Origin of the sequence: Pseudomonas sp. zfem005 (assembly GCF_032621735.1) — a bacterium.
Lineage (GTDB): Bacteria > Pseudomonadota > Gammaproteobacteria > Pseudomonadales > Pseudomonadaceae > Metapseudomonas > Metapseudomonas solani.
Window position 1 is genome coordinate 229,132 of record NZ_JAVYJE010000010.1, and the last position, 25,654, is coordinate 254,785.

At 63.1% G+C, this 25,654-nt stretch carries 35 protein-coding genes; 21 read left to right on the forward strand and 14 right to left on the reverse strand.

The features are described 5' to 3' along the window. The first annotated feature begins 65 nt into the window (after positions 1 to 65). From RTW82_RS22810 to RTW82_RS22850, 9 genes are all read left to right on the forward strand, one after another. A complete protein-coding gene (locus RTW82_RS22810; RefSeq protein WP_271659823.1) occupies positions 66 to 1,175 on the forward strand; it encodes an ABC transporter ATP-binding protein in 1,110 nt (369 codons plus the stop codon). A 52-nt stretch (positions 1,176 to 1,227) separates the two neighbouring features. Beyond that, positions 1,228 to 2,259 carry an ABC transporter substrate-binding protein gene (locus RTW82_RS22815; RefSeq protein ID WP_021221604.1) on the forward strand — a complete coding sequence of 344 codons (1,032 nt, stop codon included), beginning with the start codon at positions 1,228 to 1,230 and terminating at the stop codon, positions 2,257 to 2,259. Positions 2,260 to 2,328: 69 nt separating this feature from the next. Next, complete coding sequence (locus RTW82_RS22820) at positions 2,329 to 3,561, forward strand: ABC transporter permease (RefSeq protein WP_316926564.1); 1,233 nt, start codon at positions 2,329 to 2,331, stop codon at positions 3,559 to 3,561. A gap of 11 nt (positions 3,562 to 3,572) precedes the next feature. Further along, on the forward strand, positions 3,573 to 4,400 hold the full coding sequence (locus RTW82_RS22825) for an ABC transporter permease (protein WP_021221606.1): 828 nt from the start codon (positions 3,573 to 3,575) through the stop codon (positions 4,398 to 4,400). A gap of 136 nt (positions 4,401 to 4,536) precedes the next feature. Next, a complete protein-coding gene (gene rpe / locus RTW82_RS22830) occupies positions 4,537 to 5,205 on the forward strand; it encodes a ribulose-phosphate 3-epimerase (protein WP_021221607.1) in 669 nt (222 codons plus the stop codon). Then, a complete protein-coding gene (locus RTW82_RS22835; protein WP_316926565.1) occupies positions 5,205 to 6,044 on the forward strand; it encodes a phosphoglycolate phosphatase in 840 nt (279 codons plus the stop codon). The genes rpe and RTW82_RS22835 overlap by 1 nt, the downstream gene beginning before the upstream one ends. 87 nt (positions 6,045 to 6,131) lie before the next feature. After that, positions 6,132 to 7,619 (forward strand): anthranilate synthase component I, encoded by a 1,488-nt coding sequence (gene trpE, locus RTW82_RS22840; protein ID WP_043246411.1) that lies wholly within the window; start codon positions 6,132 to 6,134, stop codon positions 7,617 to 7,619. Between the two features lie 194 nt (positions 7,620 to 7,813). Beyond that, positions 7,814 to 8,977, forward strand: a complete 1,164-nt coding sequence (locus tag RTW82_RS22845) for a tyrosine-type recombinase/integrase (protein ID WP_316926566.1) — start codon at positions 7,814 to 7,816, stop codon at positions 8,975 to 8,977. 14 nt (positions 8,978 to 8,991) lie between these two features. Further along, positions 8,992 to 10,077: a hypothetical protein gene (locus tag RTW82_RS22850; RefSeq protein ID WP_316926567.1), complete on the forward strand. Its 1,086-nt coding sequence runs from the start codon at positions 8,992 to 8,994 to the stop codon at positions 10,075 to 10,077. Between the two features lie 47 nt (positions 10,078 to 10,124). Here RTW82_RS22850 and RTW82_RS22855 read toward each other — a convergent pair whose 3' ends face one another. From RTW82_RS22855 to RTW82_RS22870, 4 genes are all read right to left on the reverse strand, one after another. Beyond that, positions 10,125 to 10,436: a type II toxin-antitoxin system YafQ family toxin gene (locus tag RTW82_RS22855; protein ID WP_316926568.1), complete on the reverse strand. Its 312-nt coding sequence runs from the start codon at positions 10,434 to 10,436 to the stop codon at positions 10,125 to 10,127. Further along, positions 10,372 to 10,692, reverse strand: a complete 321-nt coding sequence (locus RTW82_RS22860; RefSeq protein WP_316926569.1) for a type II toxin-antitoxin system RelB/DinJ family antitoxin — start codon at positions 10,690 to 10,692, stop codon at positions 10,372 to 10,374. The genes RTW82_RS22855 and RTW82_RS22860 overlap by 65 nt, the downstream gene beginning before the upstream one ends. A 168-nt stretch (positions 10,693 to 10,860) precedes the next feature. Continuing rightward, positions 10,861 to 11,061 (reverse strand): helix-turn-helix transcriptional regulator, encoded by a 201-nt coding sequence (locus RTW82_RS22865; protein WP_316926570.1) that lies wholly within the window; start codon positions 11,059 to 11,061, stop codon positions 10,861 to 10,863. Beyond that, entirely contained in the window at positions 11,058 to 12,053 is a 996-nt protein-coding gene (locus RTW82_RS22870) for a phosphoadenosine phosphosulfate reductase family protein (protein WP_316926571.1), read from the reverse strand. Before RTW82_RS22870 ends, RTW82_RS22865 begins: the two co-directional genes overlap by 4 nt. A gap of 68 nt (positions 12,054 to 12,121) precedes the next feature. Here RTW82_RS22870 and RTW82_RS22875 point away from each other — a divergent pair, with 68 nt between their 5' ends. Beyond that, the gene (locus tag RTW82_RS22875; RefSeq protein WP_316926572.1) at positions 12,122 to 12,436 is read left to right on the forward strand and encodes a hypothetical protein; all 315 of its coding nucleotides are present in this window, start codon (positions 12,122 to 12,124) and stop codon (positions 12,434 to 12,436) included. Between the two features lie 67 nt (positions 12,437 to 12,503). Beyond that, a complete protein-coding gene (locus tag RTW82_RS22880) occupies positions 12,504 to 12,746 on the forward strand; it encodes a hypothetical protein (RefSeq protein ID WP_316926573.1) in 243 nt (80 codons plus the stop codon). Between the two features lie 284 nt (positions 12,747 to 13,030). Here RTW82_RS22880 and RTW82_RS22885 read toward each other — a convergent pair whose 3' ends face one another. The 10 genes from RTW82_RS22885 to RTW82_RS22930 form a co-directional block, all read right to left on the reverse strand. Then, on the reverse strand, positions 13,031 to 13,927 hold the full coding sequence (locus RTW82_RS22885; RefSeq protein ID WP_316926574.1) for a hypothetical protein: 897 nt from the start codon (positions 13,925 to 13,927) through the stop codon (positions 13,031 to 13,033). Beyond that, a complete protein-coding gene (locus RTW82_RS22890) occupies positions 13,924 to 14,148 on the reverse strand; it encodes a hypothetical protein (protein ID WP_316926575.1) in 225 nt (74 codons plus the stop codon). Before RTW82_RS22890 ends, RTW82_RS22885 begins: the two co-directional genes overlap by 4 nt. Continuing rightward, entirely contained in the window at positions 14,138 to 14,659 is a 522-nt protein-coding gene (locus tag RTW82_RS22895) for a hypothetical protein (protein ID WP_316926576.1), read from the reverse strand. Before RTW82_RS22895 ends, RTW82_RS22890 begins: the two co-directional genes overlap by 11 nt. Positions 14,660 to 14,722: 63 nt before the next feature. Continuing rightward, on the reverse strand, positions 14,723 to 15,043 hold the full coding sequence (locus RTW82_RS22900; protein ID WP_316926577.1) for a pyocin activator PrtN family protein: 321 nt from the start codon (positions 15,041 to 15,043) through the stop codon (positions 14,723 to 14,725). Continuing rightward, the gene (locus RTW82_RS22905) at positions 15,040 to 15,501 is read right to left on the reverse strand and encodes a hypothetical protein (RefSeq protein WP_316926578.1); all 462 of its coding nucleotides are present in this window, start codon (positions 15,499 to 15,501) and stop codon (positions 15,040 to 15,042) included. Before RTW82_RS22905 ends, RTW82_RS22900 begins: the two co-directional genes overlap by 4 nt. Positions 15,502 to 15,644: 143 nt before the next feature. Beyond that, on the reverse strand, positions 15,645 to 15,938 hold the full coding sequence (locus RTW82_RS22910; RefSeq protein WP_316926579.1) for a phage antirepressor KilAC domain-containing protein: 294 nt from the start codon (positions 15,936 to 15,938) through the stop codon (positions 15,645 to 15,647). A gap of 9 nt (positions 15,939 to 15,947) precedes the next feature. Beyond that, a complete protein-coding gene (locus RTW82_RS22915; protein ID WP_316926580.1) occupies positions 15,948 to 16,493 on the reverse strand; it encodes a hypothetical protein in 546 nt (181 codons plus the stop codon). Further along, positions 16,481 to 16,780: a hypothetical protein gene (locus RTW82_RS22920; protein ID WP_316926581.1), complete on the reverse strand. Its 300-nt coding sequence runs from the start codon at positions 16,778 to 16,780 to the stop codon at positions 16,481 to 16,483. Before RTW82_RS22920 ends, RTW82_RS22915 begins: the two co-directional genes overlap by 13 nt. Further along, positions 16,777 to 16,941, reverse strand: coding sequence for a hypothetical protein (locus tag RTW82_RS22925; RefSeq protein WP_316926582.1), 165 nt, complete (start codon positions 16,939 to 16,941; stop codon positions 16,777 to 16,779). Before RTW82_RS22925 ends, RTW82_RS22920 begins: the two co-directional genes overlap by 4 nt. A gap of 74 nt (positions 16,942 to 17,015) precedes the next feature. Beyond that, positions 17,016 to 17,762, reverse strand: coding sequence for a helix-turn-helix transcriptional regulator (locus RTW82_RS22930; protein WP_316926630.1), 747 nt, complete (start codon positions 17,760 to 17,762; stop codon positions 17,016 to 17,018). A gap of 82 nt (positions 17,763 to 17,844) precedes the next feature. Here RTW82_RS22930 and RTW82_RS32265 point away from each other — a divergent pair, with 82 nt between their 5' ends. From RTW82_RS32265 to RTW82_RS22975, 10 genes are all read left to right on the forward strand, one after another. Beyond that, positions 17,845 to 18,078, forward strand: a complete 234-nt coding sequence (locus tag RTW82_RS32265) for a transcriptional regulator (RefSeq protein ID WP_410478835.1) — start codon at positions 17,845 to 17,847, stop codon at positions 18,076 to 18,078. A gap of 282 nt (positions 18,079 to 18,360) precedes the next feature. Beyond that, positions 18,361 to 18,930: a phage regulatory CII family protein gene (locus RTW82_RS22935; RefSeq protein WP_316926583.1), complete on the forward strand. Its 570-nt coding sequence runs from the start codon at positions 18,361 to 18,363 to the stop codon at positions 18,928 to 18,930. Continuing rightward, positions 18,920 to 19,144, forward strand: a complete 225-nt coding sequence (locus RTW82_RS22940) for a TraR/DksA C4-type zinc finger protein (protein ID WP_316926584.1) — start codon at positions 18,920 to 18,922, stop codon at positions 19,142 to 19,144. The genes RTW82_RS22935 and RTW82_RS22940 overlap by 11 nt, the downstream gene beginning before the upstream one ends. Positions 19,145 to 19,151: 7 nt before the next feature. Continuing rightward, the gene (locus RTW82_RS22945; RefSeq protein ID WP_316926631.1) at positions 19,152 to 21,368 is read left to right on the forward strand and encodes a VapE domain-containing protein; all 2,217 of its coding nucleotides are present in this window, start codon (positions 19,152 to 19,154) and stop codon (positions 21,366 to 21,368) included. Then, positions 21,365 to 21,724, forward strand: a complete 360-nt coding sequence (locus tag RTW82_RS22950) for a hypothetical protein (RefSeq protein WP_316926585.1) — start codon at positions 21,365 to 21,367, stop codon at positions 21,722 to 21,724. The genes RTW82_RS22945 and RTW82_RS22950 overlap by 4 nt, the downstream gene beginning before the upstream one ends. 557 nt (positions 21,725 to 22,281) lie before the next feature. Continuing rightward, positions 22,282 to 22,662 (forward strand): hypothetical protein, encoded by a 381-nt coding sequence (locus RTW82_RS22955; protein ID WP_316926586.1) that lies wholly within the window; start codon positions 22,282 to 22,284, stop codon positions 22,660 to 22,662. A gap of 112 nt (positions 22,663 to 22,774) precedes the next feature. After that, complete coding sequence (locus tag RTW82_RS22960) at positions 22,775 to 23,014, forward strand: hypothetical protein (protein ID WP_316926587.1); 240 nt, start codon at positions 22,775 to 22,777, stop codon at positions 23,012 to 23,014. Between the two features lie 134 nt (positions 23,015 to 23,148). Then, the gene (locus RTW82_RS22965) at positions 23,149 to 23,691 is read left to right on the forward strand and encodes a P27 family phage terminase small subunit (RefSeq protein WP_316926588.1); all 543 of its coding nucleotides are present in this window, start codon (positions 23,149 to 23,151) and stop codon (positions 23,689 to 23,691) included. Then, the gene (locus RTW82_RS22970; protein WP_316926589.1) at positions 23,654 to 25,480 is read left to right on the forward strand and encodes a terminase large subunit; all 1,827 of its coding nucleotides are present in this window, start codon (positions 23,654 to 23,656) and stop codon (positions 25,478 to 25,480) included. Before RTW82_RS22965 ends, RTW82_RS22970 begins: the two co-directional genes overlap by 38 nt. Beyond that, positions 25,477 to 25,653: a hypothetical protein gene (locus RTW82_RS22975; protein ID WP_316926590.1), complete on the forward strand. Its 177-nt coding sequence runs from the start codon at positions 25,477 to 25,479 to the stop codon at positions 25,651 to 25,653. Before RTW82_RS22970 ends, RTW82_RS22975 begins: the two co-directional genes overlap by 4 nt. Position 25,654 lies beyond the last annotated feature (1 nt).

Sequence of the window (25,654 nt, forward strand, 5' to 3'; positions counted from 1 at the left end):
TGCGTGGCTTGCCGGCTTCTCTAGTCTCTGGGGACGGCATAAACAAAAATCACAAAGGTGCGGTGATGGCCTCCATTCCGGCGAACGATGTACTGGTCAGCTTCCGTGGCGTGCAAAAGAGCTACGACGGCGAGTCGCTCATCGTCAAAGACCTCAACCTGGATATTCGCAAAGGCGAGTTCCTGACCCTGCTGGGCCCCTCCGGCTCCGGCAAGACCACCAGCCTGATGATGCTCGCCGGGTTCGAGACCCCGACCAATGGCGAGATCCTCCTGGCCGGGCGCTCGATCAACAACGTGCCGCCGCACAAGCGCGACATCGGCATGGTGTTCCAGAACTACGCGCTGTTCCCGCACATGACGGTGGCCGAGAACCTGGCCTTCCCGCTCACCGTGCGCGGCATGAACAAGACCGACATCAGCGAGCGCGTGAAGCGCGCGCTGTCCATGGTCCAGCTCGATGCCTTCCGCAACCGCTACCCGGCCCAGCTCTCCGGCGGCCAGCAGCAGCGCGTGGCCCTGGCCCGCGCCCTGGTGTTCGAGCCGCAGCTGGTGCTGATGGACGAGCCGCTGGGCGCGCTCGACAAACAGCTGCGCGAGCACATGCAGATGGAGATCAAGCACATCCACCAGCGCCTGGGCGTGACGGTGGTGTACGTGACCCACGACCAGGGCGAGGCGCTGACCATGTCCGACCGCGTGGCGGTGTTCCACCAGGGCGAGATCCAGCAGATCGCCCCGCCCCGCGAGCTCTACGAAGCCCCCAGCAACACCTTCGTGGCCAACTTCATCGGTGAGAACAACCGCCTCAACGGCCAGCTGGTCAGCCGTGATGGCGAGCGCTGCGTGGTCAGCCTGGCCCGTGGCGAGAAGGTCGAGGCGCTGGCGGTCAACGTCGGCCAGCCGGGCGAGCCGGTGACCCTGTCGATCCGCCCCGAACGGATACGCCTGAACGGTGGCAGCGAACACTGCGCGAACCGTTTCTCCGGCCGTGTCGAGGAGTTCGTCTACCTGGGCGACCACGTGCGCATCCGCATGGAGGTGTGTGGCAAGCCCGACTTCTTCGTCAAGCAACCCATTGCCGAGCTCGACCCCGCATTGGCGGTAGGCGACGTGGTGTCCCTCGGTTGGCAAGTGGAGCACGTGCGCGCACTGGACCCGCTGATAGCGGACTGACGACGCGGCGGCACCCCGGCATTACCCACCCAGCACTATGGAGAAAACAACAATGTCCAAATCCTTGAAGCTCACTGCCCTTGCGTTGGGGCTGGCATGCGCCGCACAGGCCATGGCAGCCGACCTGACCGTCGTTTCATTCGGCGGCGCGAACAAGAATGCCCAGGTGAAGGCGTTCTACGAACCCTTCCAGGCGTCCACCAGCAACAAGATCATCGCCGGCGAGTACAACGGCGAGATGGCCAAGGTGAAAGCCATGGTCGATACCGGCAGCGTTTCCTGGAACCTGGTAGAAGTCGAATCCCCCGAGCTGGCTCGTGGCTGTGACGAGGGCCTGTTCGAGGAGCTGGACCCGGCGCAGTTCGGCAAGGCCGAGGACTTCGTTCCCGGCGCCGTCCAACCCTGCGGCGTGGGCTTCTTCGTCTGGTCCACCGTGCTCGCCTACAACGCCGACAAGCTGAAGAGCGCCCCCACCAGTTGGGCCGACTTCTGGGACACCGGCAAATTCCCGGGCAAGCGCGGCCTGCGCAAGGGCGCCAAGTACACACTGGAGTTCGCCCTGATGGCCGACGGCGTCGCGCCCAAGGACGTCTACACCGTGCTCGCCACCAAGGAAGGCCAGGACCGCGCCTTCAAGAAGCTCGACCAGATCAAGCCGAGCATCCAGTGGTGGGAAGCCGGCGCCCAGCCGCCGCAGTTCCTCGCCTCCGGCGACGTGGTCATGAGCTCCGCCTACAACGGCCGCATCGCTGCCGTGCAGAAGGAGAGCAACCTCAAGGTGGTATGGACCGGCGGCATCTACGACTTCGACGCCTGGGCCATCCCGAAGGGTGCCAAGGATCAGGACGCCGCGCTGAAGTTCATCGCCTTCTCGGTCAAGCCCGAGCAGCAGAAGATCTACTCCGAGAACATCGCCTACGGTCCGGCCAATAAGCAGGCGGTACCGCTGCTGGACAAGGGCCTGCTCAAGGACATGCCGACCACGCCTGAGAACATCAAGGACCAGGTCGCCATGAACGTGACCTTCTGGGCCGACTACGGCGAGCAGCTGGAGCAGCGCTTCAACTCCTGGGCCGCCAAGTAACCGGCCACCCAGCACATCCCCTCCTCCTCGCGGGGGAGGGGAGTACCCAGAGATCCACCGGAGTTCGCCATGGCCACCCTCGTCGCCGGCCCGACCCTCAAGCAACGCCTCGCGCGTGCCGAGCGGGTCAACCGCCTGAAGTCCCAGGCCCTGATCCTGCCGCTGCTGCTGTTCCTCCTGCTGACCTTCCTGGTCCCCATCGGCACTCTGCTCTACAAGAGCGTGAGCAACCCCGAGGTGGTCGGCGCGCTGCCGCGTACCGTCGAGGCGATCTCCGCCTGGGACGGCAAGGCGCTGCCCGATGAGCCGGCCTACAAGGCCCTGGCCGAAGACCTGGCTGCTGCGCGCAAGAACCAGACCGTCGGCGATCTTTCCAAGCGCCTGAACATGGAGCTGGCCGGCTATCGCAGCCTGATGGCCAAGACCGCTCGCGCACTGCCGTTCAAGGAAACCCCCGCTTCCTACAAGGACGCGATGGAAGGCCTCGACGAGCGCTGGGGCGATCCGGCCTACTGGCAGGCGATCCGCCGCAACGCATCGAGCCTGACCCCCTATTACCTGCTGGCGGCCGTCGACCATCGCATCGACGACCTCGGCGAGGTCGCCCCGGCGACGCCCGACCAGGCCATCTACCTGGACATCTTCACCCGCACCTTCTGGATGGGCGCGGTGATCACCCTCATCTGCCTGGCGCTGGCCTATCCGCTGGCCTACCTGCTGGCCAACCTGCCGACGCGCAAGAGCAACCTGCTGATGATCTTGGTGCTGCTGCCGTTCTGGACCTCGATCCTGGTACGCGTGGCGGCCTGGATCGTGCTGCTGCAGTCCGGCGGCCTGATCAACGGGGCGCTGCTCAAGCTCGGGCTGATCGACCAGCCGCTGCAACTGGTGTTCAACCGCACCGGCGTCTACGTGGCGATGGTGCACATCATGCTGCCGTTCATGATCCTGCCGATCTACAGCGTGATGAAGGGCATCTCGCCCACCTACATGCGTGCGGCGATCTCCCTCGGCTGCCACCCCTTCGCCAGCTTCTGGCGGGTGTATTTCCCGCAGACAGTGGCGGGTGTCGGCGCGGGCTGCCTGCTGGTGTTCATCCTGTCCATCGGCTACTACATCACCCCGGCGCTGCTGGGCAGCCCGAACGACCAGATGGTCAGCTACTTCGTCGCCTTCTTCACCAACACCACCATCAACTGGGGCATGGCCACGGCCCTGGGCGGCATGCTACTGCTCGCCACCATGGTGCTCTACGTCGTCTACAGCTGGCTGGTGGGCGCCGGCCGCCTGCGCCTGGGTTGAGGAGAGAAGAAATGCTGAGTCCCTACATGTCTCCGGTCGAGCGCCTGTGGTTCTACACCCTGCGCATTCTCTGCGGCCTGGTGCTGCTGTTCCTGATCCTGCCGGTGCTGGTGATCATCCCGCTGTCGTTCAACTCGGGCACCTTCCTGGTCTATCCGCTGCAGGGCTTCTCCCTGCGCTGGTACGCGGACTTCTTCGGCTCGGCCGAGTGGATGCGCGCACTGACCAACAGCATCATCGTCGCCCCGGCGGCGACCTTGCTGGCGATGGTCTTCGGCACTCTGGCGTCCATTGGCCTGACCCGGGGCGAGTTCCGCGGCAAGGCGCTGGTGATGAGCCTATTGATCTCGCCGATGGTGGTGCCGGTGGTGATCATCGGTGTCGCCAGCTACCTGTTCTTCGCCCCGCTGGGGCTGGGCAACAGCTACCTGTCGCTGATCCTGGTGCACGCGGTGCTCGGTGTGCCCTTCGTCATCATCACCGTGTCGGCCACCCTGCAGGGCTTCAACCACAACCTGGTGCGCGCCGCCGCCAGCCTGGGTGCGCCGCCGCTGACCGCGTTCTTCCGCGTGACCCTGCCGCTGATCGCGCCGGGGGTGATCTCGGGGGCGCTGTTCGCCTTCGCCACCTCCTTCGACGAAGTGGTGGTGACCCTGTTCCTCGCCGGCCCCGAGCAGGCGACCCTGCCGAGGCAGATGTTCAGCGGCATCCGCGAGAACCTCAGCCCCACCATCGCGGCGGCGGCGACCCTGCTGATCGGCTTCTCCGTGGTGCTGTTGCTGGTGCTGGAGTGGCTGCGCGGCCGCAGCGAAAAACTGCGTACGTCGATGCCCGAGTAACGGCGCGACAGGTCGGAAACGGGGAGCTCAGGCTCCCCGTTTGCAGTGTGGTGGGGCATCGCTGATGTATGACAAAGCCATGGAGGCGGACTCAGGCTACAATCCGCGCCACCGTGATTCTGCTCCGAGGTCTGTCATGCAACCCTTCGCCATCGCACCGTCGATCCTTTCCGCCGATTTCGCCCGCCTGGGCGAGGAAGTCGACAACGTGCTCGCCGCTGGCGCCGATATCGTCCACTTCGACGTGATGGACAACCACTACGTGCCCAACCTGACCATCGGCCCGATGGTCTGCTCGGCACTGCGCAAGTACGGCGTCACCGCGCCCATCGACGTGCACCTGATGGTCTCGCCGGTGGATCGCATCATCGGCGACTTCATCGAGGCCGGTGCCACCTACATCACCTTCCACCCGGAAGCCTCCCTGCACGTCGACCGTTCCCTGCAACTGATCCGCGACGGCGGCTGCAAGGCCGGCCTGGTGTTCAACCCGGCAGCGGGCCTGGACGCACTGAAGTACGTGATGGACAAGGTCGACATGATCCTGCTGATGAGCGTGAACCCCGGCTTCGGCGGGCAGAAGTTCATCCCCGGGACCCTCGACAAGCTGCGTGAGGCGCGTGCGCTGATCGACGCCTCCGGCCGCGATATCCGCCTGGAGATCGACGGTGGTGTCAACGTGAAGAACATCCGCGAGATCGCCGCCGCGGGCGCTGACACCTTCGTCGCCGGCTCGGCCATCTTCAACACGCCGGACTACGCCGAAGTCATCGCCGCCATGCGCGCCGAGCTGGCCCAGGCCTGATGAGCGCCCTGCAGCGGCTGTTCGACGGGCGCCTGCCGCGCCTGGTGATGTTCGACCTGGATGGCACCCTGGTGGATTCGGTGCCCGACCTCGCTGCCGCCATCGACCGCATGCTCGTCACCCTGGGCCGCCCGGCCGCGGGTATCGAGCAGGTGCGCGAATGGGTCGGCAACGGTACCCGGGTGCTGGTGCGCCGCGCCCTGGCCGGTGGCCTCGACCATGCCGCCGTGCATGACGAGGACGCCGAGAAGGCGCTGGAGATCTTCATGGAGGCCTACGCCGACAGCCATTCGCTGACGGTGGTCTACCCGGGCGTCGCCGAGACTCTCAAGTGGCTGAAGAAGAAAGGCGTCGAGCTGGCGCTGATCACCAACAAGCCGGAGCGCTTCGTCGCCCCCTTGCTGGACGAGATGAAGCTTGGTCGTTACTTCCCGTTGATCATCGCCGGCGACACCCTGCCCCAGCAGAAGCCCGACCCGGCGGCGCTGCTCCATGTGATGCACATGACCGGCACCAGCCGCACCGAATCGCTGTTCATCGGTGACTCGCGCAACGACGTGCTGGCAGCCAAGGCGGCCGGCGTGCAGTGCGTGGCCTTGAGCTACGGCTACAACCACGGACGGCCCATCAGCGAAGAGGAGCCGGCCCTGGTGGTGGACGACCTGCGTGAGCTGCTGCCTGGCGGTTGCGCGGCAAACGGCGCTGCGCTAATGTCGCCCGACTCCCCAGATCATCTGCCTCACAGAGATAGAAACGTGCTGGTTCCCTGCAAGCGTTGGCTCGAACGAGCCGGAATGAAGATCATCAAGGCCGCGGCCCGTTGGCGCTGGCGCGCCTGATTTGATTCTGGCCGGATACTCCGGCGCGTTCGCACACCGACGTTTTTTCTCCAGGAGCCTCCGGGCTCCTCGCCCACGAGGCTGATCATGACCCGCGATGAATTCCTGCGTTTGGCCGCTGAAGGCTACAACCGCATCCCGCTCGCGTTCGAAACCCTGGCGGATTTCGACACCCCCCTTTCCCTCTACCTGAAGCTGGCCGACACGCCCTTCTCCTACCTGCTCGAATCGGTACAGGGCGGCGAGAAGTGGGGCCGCTACTCGATCATCGGGCTGGAAAGCCGCACCGTCCTGCGTGCCCATGGCCACCAGGTCAGCGTGAGCGTCGACGGCCAGGTCGTGGAAAGCCAGGAGAGCGAAGACCCGCTGGGCTTCGTCGAAAGCTTCAAGGATCGCTACAAGGTGGCGCCCATCGCCGGGCTGCCGCGCTTCAATGGCGGGCTGGTGGGTTACTTCGGCTACGACTGCGTGCGCTACGTCGAGAAGCGCCTGGCCAACTGCCCGAACCCCGATCCGCTGGGCACCCCGGACATCCTGCTGATGGTTTCGGACGCCGTGGTGGTGTTCGACAACCTGGCCGGCAAGCTGCACGCCATCGTGCTGGTCGACCCGAGCGCCCCCGACGCCTTCGAGCAGGGCCAGGCGGCCCTCGCCGAGCTGCGCCAGAAGCTGCGCCTGCCGATCACCCCGCGCCTGGGCGTGGACCCGGCGCTGCAGTTCTCCGAAGACCTGCCCTACCGCTCCAGCTCCACCCGTGAGGAGTACGAGCAGGCGGTACGCGAGATCAAGGAGTTCATCCTCGCCGGCGACTGCATGCAGGTGGTGATCTCCCAGCGCATGACCATCGATTTCAAGGCTGCGCCCATCGACCTGTACCGGGCGCTGCGCTGCTTCAACCCGACGCCTTACATGTACTTCTTCAACTTCGGCGACTTCCATGTGGTGGGCAGCTCGCCGGAGGTGCTGGTGCGGGTCGAGGATGGCCTGGTCACCGTGCGCCCCATCGCCGGCACCCGCCCGCGTGGCGCCACCGAGGAAGCCGACCTGGCGCTGGAGGAGGACCTGCTCTCCGACGCCAAGGAACTCGCCGAGCACCTGATGCTCATCGACCTGGGCCGCAACGATGTCGGCCGCGTCTCGTCCACCGGCTCGGTGAAGGTCACCGAGAAGATGGTGATCGAGCGCTACTCCAACGTGATGCACATCGTCTCCAACGTCACCGGGCAGCTGAAGGACGGCGTCTCGGCGATGGACGCGCTGCGCGCCATCCTGCCGGCCGGCACCCTCTCCGGGGCGCCGAAGATCCGCGCGATGGAGATCATCGACCAGCTCGAACCGGTCAAGCGTGGCGTCTACGGCGGCGCCGTGGGCTACCTGGCCTGGAACGGCAATATGGACACCGCCATCGCGATTCGCACGGCGGTCATCAAGGACGGCCAACTGCACGTGCAGGCAGGCGCGGGAATCGTCGCCGACTCGGTCCCGGCACTGGAATGGGAGGAGACGCTGAACAAGCGCCGCGCCATGTTCCGTGCCGTGGCTCTCGCCGAACAGACCGCCAAGACCGACGCCTGAGGATCGCTCCATGTTGCTGATGATCGATCAGCATGATTGGCTTCCGCAGTTGTCCACCGTCTTCCCTAATATGCTCTGTAAGCCCCGTTTTTAGCGGGGCACGCTTTCCGCATCTGTCCGCCCTGTTGCGCTGACATCCTGAAAAATTGCGGGTATCGTTGCGGGTATCATCCGTAAATCGCTCCGATACCCGCATGCCTCTAACTGACGTGAAGATCCGCCAGGCCAAGCCTGGAGATGCCCCTATCAAGATGACCGATGGGGGAGGGCTGGTTCTAGAGGTGCGCCCAAACGGGTCCAAGCTCTGGCGCTACCGGTATCGCCTGGCGGGCAAAGAGAACCTATTTGCCATCGGCTCCTATCCTGAAGTCTCGCTTGCAGATGCGCGCGCTGAGCGAGATATGGCGCGCGTTCATGTGAAGGCTGGCCGTCATCCATCCCATGTCCGCCAGACTGAAAAAGCCCTGCAGCTCGCAGAGAACAGAAACACCTTCAAAGCTGTGGCAGATGAGTGGATACAGCAGCGTCTGAGCAAGCGGACAGAAAGGTATCGGGATCAGATCAGCCGAGCTTTTGAAAGCAACGTCTACTCCTACATCGGCCGGTTGCCGATGCGAGAGATTACTGCCGCTCACGTCCTCGATGTGATGCGTCGTATGGATGAGCGTGGGGCGTCAGTCTACGCGCTGCAGGTGCGGCAGTGGATATCTGCAGTCTTCTGCTTCGGGGTGGTGACGCTGCGGGCAGACGCAGATCCTGCCGCTGCCGTGCGTGGCGCGGTTGAGCGCGGCGAAATCAATCACAGCCGTCCCATGTCGCGCGAGCAGCTCGGGATCTACATGGATGCCGTGAAGCGGTACAAAGGGTTTCGAGTTACAGTCATCGCGCTACAGTTGCTGCCTTTGCTATTTACTCGAACTGTAGAGTTACGGGCGGCACGTTGGCCTGAGTTCGATTTAGATAACGCGCTTTGGACGGTGCCGGCGGCGCGGATGAAGAAACGCCGCATTCACCTTGTGCCGCTGCCTTCCCAGGCGTTGGCGCTGCTAAGGGAGTTGCGGGAGATCACACCTGGCGATTTGCTTTTCCCAGGTCTGAAGAGTCCGACTCAACCGCTCAGTCCAACGACTCTTAATCGTGCAATGGAGTATATGGGGCTGAAGGGGTGGCACTGTCACGACTTTAGAGCGACGGCGAATACACATCTTGAGGAAATGAAGTGCTTTCGGACTCAAGTGATCGATATTCAGATGGCAAGGAAGGACAAGGATAAAACTAGGGCCTCTTATAATCATGCCGCCTATTTGGACGAGCGGCGTGTGATGATGCAGGCATGGGCTGACTGGATTCTGCAGTGACTATGGGGTGGATGATGCTGAAGTTTCAGGATGAGACAGTTAGTACGATAATAAAAGAAGCAATGGATGTGGTTCGAAAGGCAGGGAAGGATAAATATCAATTTGAGTCTTTCTTCTTAACTTCCTTGACTGTTTTGCTAAATAAGGCTGAGGCGATTGATCATTTTTGCGGCTTCAATGCTGAGCACAGTGGTCTTCGGTTGTTGGAGCATCTTAAAAATTTCGCTAGAACTGGCGACAATTATCAGTCGCTCTTGGTGATATTGTATAGGTTCATGGTGGAGATCGATTTTTGTTTCCCTGATGACGATGAGCTTGTCACGGTGGCATTGTCGCAGATTAGGTTTGCGTCAGAGGCTGAACTCTCGTTTTTCAGTCCGCCCTCACGCTCAGTAATCAGATACGCTGAATTGGTGATGCCAGTTCAAATATTAAAGTCTCTGAAGAATTCACCAAGTATAAAGTCTGTTGAACAGTTTAATGACTATGTTGCTGGGATCCCCAAGAGCCACGAGCTTATGAAAAGTGAGCTTGATAGTCGAATAGAGACTGTTAATGGCCTTCAGGGTGAGGTGGCGGAACTCAAAAAAGTTCTACAAAACTATCGAGATGCTTTTAATTTTGTCGGCCTCTACGATGGCTTCAATAAGTTGGCAGAAACTAAACGTTGGGAAGTGGTTCGGGGTGTCTGCATGTTGTTCTTCCTCGCAGTGGCAATGCTATCCCCGGCGGTATGGAAGATCTATGCGTCTATATCCAGTGGTGACTATCTAAAGGACAGCTTCGTTATCAATCTTCCATTCTGGCTGTCGGTGGCAGCAGTAGAATTGCTGCTGATATACTTCTACCGGGTTGTTCTGCATAACCTGAAATCGGTGCGAGGCCAGTTGGTTCAGATCGACTTGAGAAGAACTCTCTGCCAGTTTGTTCAGTCTTATGCTGAATATGCTGTGAAGATGAAGGCTGCGGATAAAGAGGTTTTGTCCAAGTTCGAGAACTTGATTTTTAGCGGAATTGTTGCAGACGCTGGAGATATACCTTCGACTTTTGATGGGATGGACCAGCTAATTAAGTTGATCCAAAAAACAAAAGGGCCATAAACTCGTTTAGATTGAGGCGCCCACGAGGGGCGCTCGCTAGAAGTCGATCAGCCGAAAAGCTCAGCGTGGGTTCCCAAGGCGACAAAGATGAGGTTCGTTCCGTCGTCTTGGTAGATGAGTAGGAAGTCCCCGCGAATGTGGCACTCCCTTGATCCGTCCCATTCGCCTACCAGCTCATGGTCAAGGTATTCAGCCCCGAGTGCTTCGCCCTTGAAAAGGGTTGCCATGACATCTCTCGCTTCGTGCATGTCATGGCGGCCCGCGCGCTTATAGCGCTCCCAGGCTTTCTGGAATTCACGCGTGTACGCGACGTGCCGTGGCAGGTCTGCCCGCTTCTCCTTCTTCTCCTGCTTCGCCATCCAGCTCCCCCATCATCTCGTCCATCGTATCGAACTGACGGCGAATCTCTCTGGCTTGAGCAAGGGCGCGGCGGCTGCTCTCAGAGGGAGTGCGCACCTCGAAGGGGAGGCCTTGGGTCACAACGACCTGCCTAAGGAAAATCCGAATTGCGTCGCTAACGGTGAGACCACAGGCTTCGAGTACCTGGGCGGCGCTATCCTTCAAATCCTCTTCGATGCGTGCGCGCACGTCAGTGGTTTTAAGTGCTGCTGCCATGATATCACCTCTTTACGTAATGTAGCTACAACGTGGCTACAACTAGGATTCTAGAGTTTTTAATCCGTATTCGCAACAAATTTGATTAAGGAAATGCAATTCCCGTGACCTCAGATGATGTGGAGTGATAGTCCTTGGCACCTCACTCCGCACCATGCTGTTGTGGAGTCAGGCTACCCTGCGAGCCCTTTTCTGCCGGGCGATCCAGTCCTGTACCTCTAGCTGGGACCAGCGCGACGCACACCCGAGTTTGATTGGCTCAGGGAAAAGGCCAGTGCTGATCATTTCGTAGATGGCAGACTTACCGAATCCGGCTTGGCGGCACACTTCCGGCAGCTTGATCAGGGTGTCGATTTGCTGAATGGTCACGCTACTTCTCCCTGGAGCCAAGCTGGCTCCCATTCGCTGTCACACAGGCCATAAGCACTGGAGCACGCCGAGGCGTCGGCCAGGCCGACCAGAAGGTCGTAGTGCACACCGCCCCGAGTGGTCTTCGACCACTCTACGGCTTGCCGGATGTTGGCGATGCTGACGATCTCGGCGGCGCTGAGATCGGCTATCGAGCCGCTGGGGTGCTTCGCATTGGCGCCGGCGAAGAAGGTCGCTGCTCCTTGCTTGCTGGCCTGCCTAGTGACAGCTTCCCAGCGCTCCACGCGGTCGATTACCTCGGGGAAGCGCAGGGCGATCTCGCGCAGTTCGTCCTTCCTGCAGTTGATGCAGGGCATGCAGCCCACCCGGCCCATCCCCTGGGAGTACAACGGGTTCGGCTTCACGCCCATGTAGCGGTGTGCCTCGAAGACGGCCGGCACATCCCACTTGAGGATCGGGCGGTAGTTGAATAGCCCGCCGCCTACCTCGTCGCACTCGGGCAGGTAGCGCCTGGCGAGCGACTCGCCAGCCCGCACGCCCTGCCAGCTCAGAATCATGTTGCCTTGCCCCATGAGGGGGATGGTCACCTGTTCGAGCATGGGGTTGCGCTTCAACTCCTCGGTGCAGAACTGAGCGCGTCGGCTGGGGAATCGGCCCTTCCAGACACAGAGGTCGAGGAAAGGGTTACCTGTCGGCTGCAGCACCTCCATCGCGGCCAGCACGATCTCCTCGGGCACCCCTTGTTCGCGCCACTTCGTTTCGACGAAACGGCGCTTGCCGGCGATCTGCCGGGTGAAGTCGGCCTTCACTCGGCGGATCGGCGTGTGGGTCACTCGCTCCAGGTAGTCGAGGTATTCATAGGTCTGCTCGTGCTCGTTGCCGGTGTCGGCGAAGACGGCCTGCAGGTTCTCGGCCTCCAGGGCTATGGCCACCAGCAGGGTGGCGGTGGAGTCCTTGCCGCCGGAGACGCTGACGATGTTGTGAGTGGTCATGCCGCACCCCCGTGGACGAGCGGAGCGGTAGCAGGCAATCTCGGCTGAGTCAGCGGGAGGGCTGAGCGATGAAGGCGAGCGAGTGGAGGGAGCGGACCCTGTTGGGCCTGTGGTGGTTGATGTTCGGTGCAGCTGCGGTGTGGCTCCTGGTCGGCTCGACGGCCTATTGGGTCAAGCATGGATGGCTCCCGCCTGATACGTCGGGCTGGGTTCAGGCGTTTGGCGGCATTGGCGCGATTATCGGCGTGTTCATGGTTTCTCGTCTGGAGGCGAGGACGAAGAAGAACGAACGCCTGCAGGATGACTATGACTACATGAACAAAGCCCTTCGCATTTGCTGGATATGCGACTGGCAGTATCGAGGGCTACTACCGAGACCTTGAGGCCCTGCCTTTCTCGGAGGCTCGTCTGCAGCACAACATCGACATCTTCGAGACGGTGCAACTGGACATGGAGAGCATCGACTACGGTCGAATCGCTGAGCTGGATGCCGCGACGGCTTGGTCGGATCTTCGGCGCTCTATTCGTCTCATACTGTCCAACCTGAAAAGCAAAGTGGGCACTGCGCAGAAGTTGAGTGTTCCCCAGGCTCAGATGTGGCATGAGCGCGCGCAGCTGGATATCGGAGCGCTGCAGAAGGCGATAGTCGAGTACGGTTCTCGTCACTCGTGGATACGTCGGCAGTATGAGTAACGGGTGCGTATACCCCTTAACAGGCTGCGCGGCTGGGGTTGGGGGAGTAGCGGAGCGGTGCACATCTTCTGCGCCCCCGCGCACGCCTTTCGTGGGGTATACGTGGGCCCCGCTGCCTGCGGGAAGGGAGGGAATGATGCCTGCCGCTGCGCGGCAGAGGCTGTTTATCTCGCCACCCTCGGGCAGCGGATGGCGGCCGTGGGCGCTGGCGTTCATCTGGAGATCCTGAGCAGGGCCGCCGCGCTTTCGCGCGGTCGGGGCTTGGGTGCGGTGGGCGGCGAGGGTCATGGCTGGGCCTCCTCTGCCTCGGAGGGGCGCCCTAGGGGCAAGCCGGTTAAGGTGGCCCGAACCTCGGCGTACGTCTCCAGATGCCCGCAGGGGTTGTTCCAGCGGTGCACTTTGAGGCGGCGGCTGCCGTCGTAGGAGATGTTGTCGTACGGCTCGCCGCGAGGCTTACCGCAGTGCATGCAAACCCATGGCATCGTCACTCGCAGGGAATACAGCCCCTCGTGCTGGTCGCACCCGGGAATGTTCACCGTGCGCTCCTCCGGCAGGATCGCTTCGCCAGCCTGCTGCTGTTCGGCTGCGGTCGGGTCGCTGGCAGTCAGCAGGCCGCAGATATCGACCAGCATCATGCACATGTTCGCCGTGTCGGCTGCATGCTCGCGGATGCCGTCGTTGTTGCCGACCTTCAGTGCCTTCTGCAGCTTGCTGAGGTGGTAGAAAATCTCCAGCAGCGCGGTCTTCCGGTCCATTGCCAGCCAGCCGGGCCGGTCGCCTTTCCCTGCATTGGCGTGCAGCTCGGTCTCCATCAGCTTGAGGAAGGGCAGCAGCACTTCGGCGTATTTCTCTGGCTCGTCGGCATGGGGGTTCTCGCCCTTGAGCGTGAACCCCACAGTCCACTCCTGCCCGCCGTCTACGGTCTTTCCGTTGCGGTCGCCGTTGACGTCGCTATGGAGGGTTTGGCTTACGCTGACGTCCACGGCGCCGAGGTCGTGGAACCAATCGGCGACTTGCGTGGAGTTGTTGAAGGCGCCGTCAAAGATGTACAGCATCGCCTGGTAGCGGCCGGGGCTGCCTTCAAAGATGACGGCGCATTCGCCGAGGTGGTCTGACGTAGGGCAGCCGCCGCCGGTCATCAGGCCATTGATGTTGTTGAGCATGTTGTTGGAGAGCTTCATGCCGCACGCTCCTTCACCAGGTCTTCGAGTAGCAGCTGCTGGCGGATCTCGCGTTGCATGGCCCAAAGGGCTTCGGTGCCGAGGTCGCGGCGGATGCGGGCCTGCTGGGCGGCGCTGAAGCGCTCGGCCTCGGTGGCCTTCTTCACGGCGCGGTCGTGGTTGTGCTGCAGGCGGCCGGCGGCCTCGGGGTCTAGGCGCAGCAGGGGGAAGTTACGCCGCATCGCGCACCTCCTCGGCCTGCTGCAGGCTCCGGGAGTGGTCGATGATGTCGCGCAGGGAGTTCGCTCCGTCGTAGTCCGGCCCTACGGGGATGTACACCGCAACGTCTTCGTAGTCGTTCCCGGTGTGCATCCGTTCGAGGTAGTCCACGCGGTCGGTGTCGGGATGATGGCCGAGGGTGCGGGTTGCGATCTTCTCCAGCTGACCCGCGATCCATCGGGCCCCGTTGGCCTTGTCGTTGGCCCGTAGTCCGGCGAAGGTGTCCACACTCAGGCGCATCATGTTTACCGCTGCCACGATGGCGTCGCGGTCGGTCTCGCTCACCAAGTGTTGGGCGGTGTTCGCGCGTTGCAGGCGCTCGACCTCGGCCTGGTGCATCGGCACCAGCTCTTCGTGGGCTTCGATGCGGCCGGAGACCTGGCCGTCATTGAGGCCGGCGCGATAGCCGGCGTAGAAGGTCAGGGCAATCGCGACGGTGCAGGCGATGCCGGACAGGATTTGCAAGGTGGTCATGTGTTGCTCCTTTCGTGGTAGGGCCGGCTCGCTGGTGGTGCAGTGGCCGGCAGTTGGTGCTGCTTACTCGATTGGTTGGGTGCTCGGGCCATCGGCCAGGGCGTTGTCGGCGTCCTCCGCTCGGGAGTCGATGAAGACGGCGAGGTGGCGGATGTCGACGAACTTGGGTGCCTTGGCGCTGGTGTCCAGAATCGTGACCGGCAAGGGCAGGCGGCCGGCGTTGAGGGCGCGCGTGAAGTTGTCGTCGTTGAGGTTGCGGAAGTAGCGGGCCCGCACCTGCTCCACGGGTGCCAGCACGTCGCCGAAGGTCCGATAGAGCATCTCGACGGTCTGCTGGCGTGGCGCCGGTGGCAGGCGCAGTTCGCGCTGTGCTTGCTGGCTCATGCCACCGCCTTAGCCGTCTGGTCGGCAAGGCGCTTGAGGCTGATTCGCCCCGGGGTGCGCGTTGCTTTGGGCTTGCTGGTGGTGGCGATGCTTGCGCGGATCTCGCGGTTGATTCCTCCCAGCGCCTCCCGGGCCGTGGAGCCGAATGCGACGAACCGGGGCAGCTTGGCGCTGCTGTCGCGGGGCTCGATCACGGCGCCCAGCTCGACGCCCTCAACGCCTGCCCCTAGGCGAAGCATTGCGCGGCCCTGGTAGTGGTCTCCCAGGTCCTGGGCGAGGCGTTCGAGGGCGGCCGCAAGCTGCAGGTGCTCGATCTGCAACGGGGCGGCGGCGGTGAGGGAGACGCCGGCGGCGCTCGCGGCCAGTGTCAGGGTGGATAGGATCTTCTGCTGGGTACAGCGCTGTTCAGGCAGCTGCAGCAGCTCGGTGAGCAGGGCTTTAATCAGGGCGCGGTCCATTCTTTTGCTCCCAGGCGATTTCGACTTGAGTGCGCACCATCTCGCGAAGGTGTGCAGGTACTTGTGCCAGCGCCGCCCGGCGCTCCTCTTTGGTTTCCAAAGCGAGGATCTGCTGGGCGTACTGGCGGGGGCGGGGCGTCTGGTCATGCAACATCGCGCGGGTCCGGCTTCTGTTCGGGCAGTGCTCGCTCAAGCCCCAGCTTCTGCTCAAGCCACCGCAGGCCGGCCTGAGTCACGCGAGTGGACCGGGTGTATTGCATGCCGTGGGTCTCGTGGAACCAGCTCCCCTCTCGGGTGACCAGGTAGAGCGAGTCGCGCGACCCGTGGCGGGGCAGGTTCCTGGTGTCGATCAGGTCGCGCTCGCGCATGGCGGCAATCAGCTTGGGTCGGGTGAGACCGAGGGCCTTGGCGGCTTCCTGCAGGGTGTAAGTGCTCATGTCTGCCCCCTATGCCGCTTGGGCTGCATGGAAGCTGCCGACCAGATCCTGCAGGCGCTGACTCAGGCGCGCGTAGGCGCAGCTGCGGTCTTCGGGCAGGGTGAACTCGGCGACGCTGCCAGCGGCGGCCAGGACGGCCCGTGTGCCGTGTGGCGTGGGCTTCAGGCAGAGCTCCACCTTCAGCCCGTCCAGATCCAGCGAGTAGCTTCCAGTGCGGCGCCGGGTGGCCAGCTGCAGCACGGCCTCGGTGCGGCTCTGCAGCTCGGCCTCCAGCTGGTCGGGCAGGCCGGCCAGGGCGCAGCCGTTCACTGCGGCTTCCAGATAGCGGCCGAGCAGGGCGGCATTTCGCGTGTACTGTCGGTCAAGGCTCAGCGTGCTGGTGGTGCCGGCAGCGCGGGCCCGGACGATGACCTGATCGCCGTCCTGGCTGATATCGAGCACGGCATAGGCGGAGTCTCGACCGTGCGCCTGCAGGCGATGGGTGAAGCTGCCATTCAGGCGGAGCTGCTGCTGCAGGAGCATCGCGGAGGTGCTGCTGAGGGTCAGGCGGCGCATGGGGTCGCCTCCTTCTGCAGGTAGTCCTGCAGCTGGCTGAGCATCCCTGTCAGGGTGCCCATCCCTTCGGCGGGGGAGTAGTCGAAGTCCGGGGCGCCGGCGTCGTTCAGAACCGCTGAGTAGCGGTGCGCGTCTTCGTCCTCGTCCAGGCCATGAAGCGGCTCAACCGTGACCCAAAGGTTGTCGATGCACGCGTAGTTGAATGTGGCCAGGTAGACGTTCTGAGCATTGATCAGCATGCAGGTCGCCAAGATCTGCAGTGTTAGTTCTTCGGTGGTGGGTTTCATGCTGCGTCACCTCCAAAGGGCTTGGAGGGCGCTGCCTTGATCACGAAGAATTTGGCGGGGATGTAGCGGATGCCAGTGTCTTTAGCTGCACGGCGCAGCTCCTGGCGGCGGAACTCGTCGCATGCCGGCAAGGCATGCAGGGTTGCGGTGGTGGTACGCATGGTTTGCCTCGTCTCTGTGGTAGGAAGACGAGGCAATTAAACATTGGGTTTATTGTTCGGTCAACACAAGTTGTTTATTGGCTGCGTATGAGTCCTGGCTTTGATCGGCGGCGAAGTGTGGACCACCAAAAGACCCAGCCAAGAATGACGATGCCATTCGCCTGCACTTCCTCGTGGGTGTAGGTCTCGTCCGGGTGCTCCGCCGAGTTGAAGCTTTTGAGGCGGAGCCCCCCGCCTGGCAGGCGGTAAACATACTTGGCGCGAAGCATTCCATCGTGCTCCAGGGCGTAGATCTCCCCGTCCACAATGTTTGTGGTGCCTCGGTCAACACCGATAGTGGCCCCATCCATGATGAGGGGTTCCATGCTATTGCCGTTCAGCGGGGCGCAGAAGGCGCTGCTTGGATCCACCCCGGCGGCTCTGAGCGTGGCATAGGAGAACCTGAGCTTGCGCCCTTCAACGGGAAGGACTGCGGTGCGGCCCTGTCCGCCGGATATTTCCACTTCCTTGTAGAGAGGCACTTCGACTTCATCCTCGTCTAAGGGGGTGCTGTCATCCCACGGGTGCAGCTGCTCAAGCATTGTCGAGGGGTTTGAGGCGGTTCGCGCCTCCTCCTCCGGATCGTCGGGCATGCCTACAAGCAACCAGCGCGGATTAACGAGCAGCGCATCGGCGATATCGAACGCTCGCTGGGCAGGTACTCCCCGATGAAACCAGTTGTTGACGTGTTGAGGCTCCACCTTCATGAGGTCGGCGAAAGCCTTGGGAGTGAGGTTCCGCTCCTTGAGGATGGCGCGGAGGCGTGATCCGGATTCATTCATAAACACGGAGTTTACTGGGGTAGACATTCTGATTAAATAAACATAATGTGCACTACGTCAGCCGACCCATAGTGAGATGTTTATGAAACAGACAGCCCTTGAAAAGGCCATCAGCGCCGTAGGTGGTGGTCGGGCCCTAGCTCAGGCCCTTGGGATTTCGCCTATGGCGATCTCCCAATGGAAGCGTCGCGGTGTTCCGGTAGAGCGAGTTCCCGCGGTTGTTCGGGCTTGCAATGGCCTGGTGCGTGCGCACGAGCTGCGGCCTGACCAGCCCGATCTTTTCCCGGCGCCGCAGCAAACCCAAGCTGCCGCCTAGAAAAAAGGCGCCCTAAGGCGCCTCGTTTTCCCCCGTAGGGCGCTCACCACAAGCTCCCCCTCGGGTCCCGGGCTCGGAAGCCTGGGGGTTGCCTGCCTACTCCACCACGAGCCGGCAGGCTGTTTCGGCGTGGTGCGTGCGGAGCACGTGCCTCGCCTGGGGGCAGATGGCTAGTCCTACCACAGAGTTGCCATCTACCAGTGACCACCTTGCAAGTGACCACGGCGCCACTGTACCAATCAGTTGCCGCGTGGTCACTGGCAGTCTTTCGTTGGAAATGCCATGACCAATAAGCGACTCAAAGGGGAGGAGTTGGCGCAGCGCGTCGTTCTGAACCTGCTATCCAAGAAGCGACTCAGCGGGCAGGAGCGCGCGCAGCGCACCATCCTGACCATCCCGCAGGCGTTAAACCACGCCGCACATGATTACCCCGGCGGTGCTACCGCCATCGCCGCTGTTGACGGCGGCAGCCCTACCACTCTCAACCACAAGTTGAGCCTCACCAACACGACCCACACGCCGAGCATCCGTGACCTGGAATTGATCCTGGACCTGACGCGGGATCGCCGGATCGTGGATGCCATCCTTCACCCCATCGGCTTTGTCGGCATTGATATCTCCGACCTGCGCGAGACCAGCTCGCCTAAGGCCTTGCTGGCCGGCATTAGCGAGATGCTGACCAAGGAGGGCGAACTGACTCAGCACCTCAGCAAGAGCCTGGATGATGACGTGCTCGATGCCGACGAGCTGGCCGAGTGGGAGCTGCTGGCCGAGCGCCTGGTGCAGGCCGTGTTCCAGCTGGGCGCCGCTGTGCGCAAGAAGCACATGGAGGGCGACGCAGATGGCCGATAACGCGGATCGCGCAGACGCGCAGAACGAGATCTACATGGATGCTCTGCTGCACAACCTGAAGGCGCGCCCTGTGCGCGAGTGTCTGGAGCTGTGCGCGGATTGTGAAGAGCCGATTCCGGCGGCTCGCCGCGAAGCCTTGAAGGGGCAGGGCTGCACGCTCTGCATCGGATGCCAGGTGATCAACGACCAGAGGAAGGTGGCGCTGTATGGCTGATTTCGACCTGCTGGACGATGTGCTGAAGCAGCTGCAGGACTACGGCCTGCGCCCCGAGACCCCGCTGCTGGTGGGGAAGCGGGTGCGGTGTGAGGCCGAGAACGACAAGGCCCCGGAGAAGACCGGCTGGTACGTGATCTATGAGCACCTGACCAGCGATCACAGAACCATCTACTGCGGCGCCTACGGCGACTGGCGGCAAGGCGAAAAAGGTCGGTGGCAGCGGATCAAGCCCAAGGGCGGCCGGCTGTCGCCCGAAGACCGCGAGGTGATGAAGAAGCGGGCCGAGGAGGGCCAGCGCAAGGCCGCTGATGCCGAGGCCCGCAAGCACCGCACAGCCGCGCGCCGGGCTGCCGCGATGTGGAAGAAGCTCCCGGACAAGGGGGCTTCGTTGTACCTGGATCAGAAACGCGTCATCGGCTTCGGCCTGCGCTACTCCAAGAAGACCGGGGCAGCCCTGGTGCCGATGCGGCGTGTGAAGGATGGGCAGATCAACGGCCTGCAGGTGCTCTATCCGGCCGTTCAGGAGGACACCGGCCGCAACAAGTCGTATTGGCCTTACGGCCTGGAGAAGGAGGGTGCGGCACACATCATCGGCCAGGACCCGGAGCCGGGCGACGTGGTGCTGGTGTGCGAGGGCTACGCGACCGGCGCCAGCCTGCACATGGCGACCAACCTGCCGACTGTGGTCTGCTTTGACGCAGGTAACCTGCTGCCAGTGGGCAAGGCGCTCCGTGACCGCTACCCGGGCCGGCAGCTGCTGTTCTGCGCTGACGACGACTGGAAAACCATGGTCAACGGGCAGCCCTACAACACGGGGCGCATCAAGGCCGAGAACGCGGCCACTGTGACCGGCGGCCAGGTGGTTCTGCCGGTGTTCGACAACGACCGCGCCGACGGCTGGACCGACTTCAACGACCTGCATTGCCATGATGGCTTGGAGGCGGTGCGCCGCCAGGTGCTGGCAGCGGTGAAGCAGCCAGCAGACGAGCCCTGGAAGGAACAGCTGATGTATGGCGCCAAGGGCGGGATGATCGCGCACCCGTTCAACGTGGCGCTGATCCTGGGAAATGACCGCCGCTGGAAGGGCGTCATTGCCTATGACAGCTTCAGCTCCAAGATCCGCAAGCTGAAGACCCCGCCCTATGGCGGCCAGGCCGGCGACTGGACGGACCTTGACGACGTGCGGGTCTGCCTGTGGCTGGCGGATGTGTGGGGCCTGTGCGTTAAGTCGACCACGGTGCTAGAGGCAGTCAACGCCGTGGCGCATGACAACGCCTATCACCCGGTTCGCGAGTACCTGGACGGCCTGGCGTGGGACGGCACGCCACGGCTGGAGCAGTGGCTGCAGAATCACCTCGGCGTTGCCGACGGCGACTACACCCGCAAGGTGGGGAAGCGCTGGATGCTGTCCGCCGTGGCGCGGGTGTTCTCGCCGGGTTGCAAGGCGGACTCGGTGCTGATCCTCGAAGGGCTGCAGGGCGCGGGCAAGTCGACCTCGATGGCTGTGCTGGGCGGGGAATGGTTCATGGATACCCCGTTCAACCTGGGCGACAAGGACGGCTATCAAGCGATCCGGGGTAAGTGGGTGATCGAGCTTGGGGAGCTGGATGCCTTCAACAAGGCAGAGAGCACCCGGGCTAAACAGTTCTTCAGCGCCTCGGTGGACACCTACCGCGAGAGCTACGGCCGCCGCGTGCTGGACGTGCCCCGGCAGTGTGTGTTCGTCGGCACCACGAACCAAGACGAGTACCTGAAGGACGACACCGGCAACCGGCGCTATTGGCCGGTGACCTGCACCAAGGTCGACCTTGAAGGGCTGCGGGCGAACCGCGACCAGCTGTGGGCCGAGGCCATGGCGGCATTCCGTGCCGGCGACCGCTGGTGGGTGGAGCGGGACGAGGCCGACCTGTTCTCGGCCGAGCAGGACCAGCGTTACCAAGCCGACATGTGGGAGGAACCGATTATCGAGTACCTGGCCAAGCAGTTCATTGGCGAGGCCGTGACCGGCGCGCACATCCTGGAGAAGGCCCTGAACATCGACCCTAGCCACTGGGGCAAGCCCGAGCAGATGCGGGTCGGCAAGATCATGCACCGCTTGAAGTGGCCGCGCCGCCGCAAGGGCACTGGCCCCGGTGGCCATCGTGGCTACGAATACTTGCGGCCGAATGACTGGAAGCGTGGGCAGCAGGCCATGAACCTGGCACGGGAGAGCGCATTTTGATCGCTGAAATGGATGAGATGCTGAAGCTGTGGGCCAGGGATATGCATGGGCCTGATGGTGTGGCTACTGGATCTGGCAGCGTGCTTGGCCGGCTGATGGACTGTGGGGGCGAGATGATCCGTGGATCTGGTAGCCGGTCGCGGATGCTGCTGCCCTGGAGCGCGGACATTGAGCTGATAGTGAACAAGCATCTGGACTTCCCGCTGCGGCAGGTTGTGCACGAACACTACGTCGCTCGGCGCAAGCATGAGTTCGAGAAGTGGTCGGCTTGCGGTTGTGGTCGAACCCAGTTCTATGAGCGTCTGCACTCCGCTCACGTGGCAATTGCAGGTATGCTTCTGGAGCGCGCAGCTTGATTTCGGCCCGCGCCCTCCTTGGTCCCGCTGGCGTATTCACTAGTGGGACGCCCGCATCCCGCGCCGAATCTGGCGCCGTCCTACCTCCCCTCCTTTTCACGCCGCCCGCCCATGAGGTGCGTAGGCAGGAGCACGCGCGCGCATCACGCGCAGCGTATTTCAATCTCTCCTTACACATGGAAAATGATTATCAAAGTGGGACGGTAGGGCGAAGCGTTGATGCTGTTGGGGTTGCTGCGTCTCTCCTGCTGCTTCAGGTGTGGGCCGGTAGGTCCGATGGCCTGCGGCGCCGTAGCCGGTGGTGCTATATCGCCGCTTTTTACTGGTGCGTTTCCGCTGATGGTGTGGTGGCAGCCAAACGCCGTTGCTGCCACCGGATTGGAGGGGTATAAATCACACATCTTCGGAGTGGTGCGCACAGCGCTACTCCACACCAAACCCGGCCACCGTGCCGGGTTTGTCGTTTCTGGCGCTGCGATGCGGCGCCGACCCACACACCCCGCTCCGGCGGGGTTTTCTTTTGGCCCGACGAGGGCAGACCCATGAGGAAAATCATCATGACGGAGCCGGCTTCCACGGCTGTTGGCGGCCTGGCCCTGTACAAGCTGGGGGTGCTCGGCATCCTCTCGACGGTGCTGGTCGCCATCGTGGTTATGTCCATGACCCTGCCCCGAAGCGGGCGTGAGTTCGTGGTGGCGATGATCAGCACGGTGGTCGCCAGCCTCGGCGGCGGTGCGTTCGTGATCCGCTGGCTGGAGATCGGCCATTGGATCAATGACGACATCGGGCTGATCGGGCTGGGCGCGGTGGTGTTCGTGTGCGGCTTGCCGGCCTGGGTGTCGGTGCGAGCCTGGTTCGCCTACACCGAAGCCAGCAAGGGCCGCACCCTGCTGGAGCTGATCCGCGAGGTTCGCGGGGCGGTGAAAGGTGAGAGCTAAGCCGCTGAGTTCGGCAGCTCGCGGGTACGGCTATCGCTGGCAGTTGGCGCGGGATGACTTCCTGCGCCGCCACCCTCTCTGCGCGTTCTGCGCAGAGCGTGGGTGGCGAGCCGTGGCAACGGTCGTCGACCACAAGGTCGCACCGCGCCTCGGTGCGGCAAAGCAGAGCGGCGACCCTGACCAGATCGCCCAGTCCTGGAAGTTGTTCTGGGACCGGGCCAACTGGCAGCCGCTGTGCAAGCCCTGCCATGACTCGACCAAGCAGCGGCTTGAGAAGTCGGGCCGCGTGCTGGGCTGCGACACGGCGGGCCGCCCGACGGACCCGCGACACCACTGGAACCGCAACGCCTGACGCGCCGACCTGGTGCGTGGGCCCTGGGCCGGGGTAGGGGGGGTGAAAACCTCCTTCCCCGGCCCTTCTTGACCGGACGCCCATCTCTCTACGCAACGCCGGGAAAAATGGGGGGTGGGGGGTCTGAAAGCCCCATGAATCCTGAGGTTCAACTGATGGCTGGAAACGGAAACTCCGGCCGGTCTGCTCTGCCGGCCACCGTGCACATGCTGCGCGGCAACCCGAGCAAGAAATCCCAGGCGGCGCTCGCGGCCGAACTTCAGCCTGCGGTGCCCACTGCTGCGCCGCCACGGCCTGACTGCCTGAGCGCGGCGGCCTGCGAGGAGTGGGACCGCGTTGTCGAGGCCCTGCTGCTCTTGGGGTGGATCTCCACCCTGGATCAGATGGCCCTGGCCACCTACTGCGAGGCGGTCGCCGACTGGAAGCGCTTCCGCCGCAAGATCGCCGAGCTGAACGACCTGGCGGACGGCCAGGGCGACGTTCAGACCTTCGCGTCTGGCGCCAAGCAACTCAGCATCTGGCGGCAGCTCGCGAATGATGCCGAGAGCCGCGCCAACAAGGCCGGCGCGCTGTTCGGTTTCTCGCCCGTGGCACGCCGGGCAATGAAGGCCCTTGCGCCACAGGGAGAGCTGTTCCCCCATGAACAACGTGACGCCGCCGCCAAATACTTCGACTGAGTGCCGCGTATGGGCCTACGCCCGCGCTGTGCTGGCCGGGGAGATCATTGCCGGCCCGGATGTGCGCAACGCCGCCGCGCGTCACCTGCGCGATCTGGAGACCGGTGCATTGCGTGGCCTGGTCTGGGATCAGGCCGCCGCCGACCGAGCTATCGGTTTTTTCAAGGACGTGTTGCGCCTCAACGGAGGCGAGTTCGAGGAACTGCCATTCCTGTTGGCGCCGTGGCAGGCGTTCGTCGTGGGCAGCTTGTTCGGCTGGTACATGGACGACGGGGCCCGTCGGTTCCGTGTCGCCTACATCGAGACCGGTAAGGGCTCTGGCAAGTCCCCCCTCGTGGCGGGGATCGGTCTCTACGGGCTGGTCTCGGACGGGGAGCAGCGCGCCGAGATCTACGCGGCCGCGACCAAGAAGGATCAGGCGCAGATCCTGTTCCGCGACGCGGTGAGCATGGTCAACATGTCTGATCACCTAAAGCTCCGCCTGGTGCAGTCGGGCCGGGATGAGAAGGTCTGGAACCTGTTCTATCCGCACACCAACGGTTTCTTCCGCACGATCAGCTCCGACGATGGGCAATCGGGCCCGCGCCCGCACATCGCGCTGATCGACGAACTGCACGAGCATAAGTCGGCCAGCGCTGTGAACATGATGCGCGCCGGCACCAAGAACCGTCGCCGGGCGATGATCGTGATGATCACGAACAGCGGATCGGACAAAAAGAGCGTCTGCGGGCAGTACCACGACCTCGGTATCAGGATCTGCCGGGGCGATCAGGACAGCGACACTATCTTCGCCTTCATCTGCTCGCTGGACGAGGGCGACGACCCGTTCAAGGGGGAGGCTTGCTGGCCGAAGGTGAATCCCTCGCTCGACCACATCCCCGATGGGATGACCGATGGTATCCCGGGGCGGAAGTACCTGCGCGAGCAGGTGGAGGAGGCGCGGGGCATGCCGTCAAAAGAGTCCACTGTGCGGCGGCTCAACTTCTGTGAATGGACGCAGGCGGATTCGCCCTGGATCAGCTGGCAGGTCTGGGCAGAAGCGCTTGAGCGCGTGCGGATTCGTGCATTGCGTGAGCGCCCGGCGGTTGCGGGGCTGGACCTGTCGAGCACCACGGACCTGACATCGTTCTCGATCCTGTTCTATCCCACCGCTCAAGACCCACATTGGAGGCTCCTGCCGTACTTCTGGATTCCCGATGCGGAACTGCCCGTCCGGCAGAAGCGCGATCAGGTGCCATATGACGTCTGGATCAAGGACGGGTATCTAGAAACCACGCCAGGCCGGGCAATCAGCAAGCTGCACGTGCTGCGCCGTATGCGGACGATCTGCGACTACTTCGACGTGCGCCGCATCGCCTACGACCGCTGGCGGATCGAAGACCTAAAGCAGCTGATGATCGAACACGACATCGAGCTGCCCGAGCTGGTGCCCTTCGGCCAGGGCTACAAGGACATGGGGCCGGCGGTCGACGAGTTCGAGCGCCGCCTGCTTGGCCGATTGCCCGCCGACGATGACGTGATCGAGCTGGACCCGGACGACTACGAACTGTTGCCGAATGAGGAAACCGCAGTCGAAACGCTGCGGCATGACGGCAACCCGGTGCTGACGTGGAACGCGGGCAACGCGGTCACCACGTCGGACCCGGCAGGCAATCGCAAGGTCGACAAGGCCAAGGCTATTGGCCGGGTCGACGGCATTATCGCCTCGATCATGGCCACCGGTATCAGCGGCAACGCCCCGCCAGTCGGGGGCAAATCAATCTACGACGAACAAGGGGTCGGTATATGAGACTCGCGATGGTCATTGCCTCGTGGCTGGCCGGCTTGCTGGGCTTCGCCTTGCTGCTGACCGGCGTCGCTCAATGGAGCGTACCGGCCGCCTATCTGGTGGCGGGAGTGGGCCTGATGGCCTGGGCCTGGTTGGCCGACAGAGCGGTGGCCAAGCTGCCGAAGGGAGGCTGAC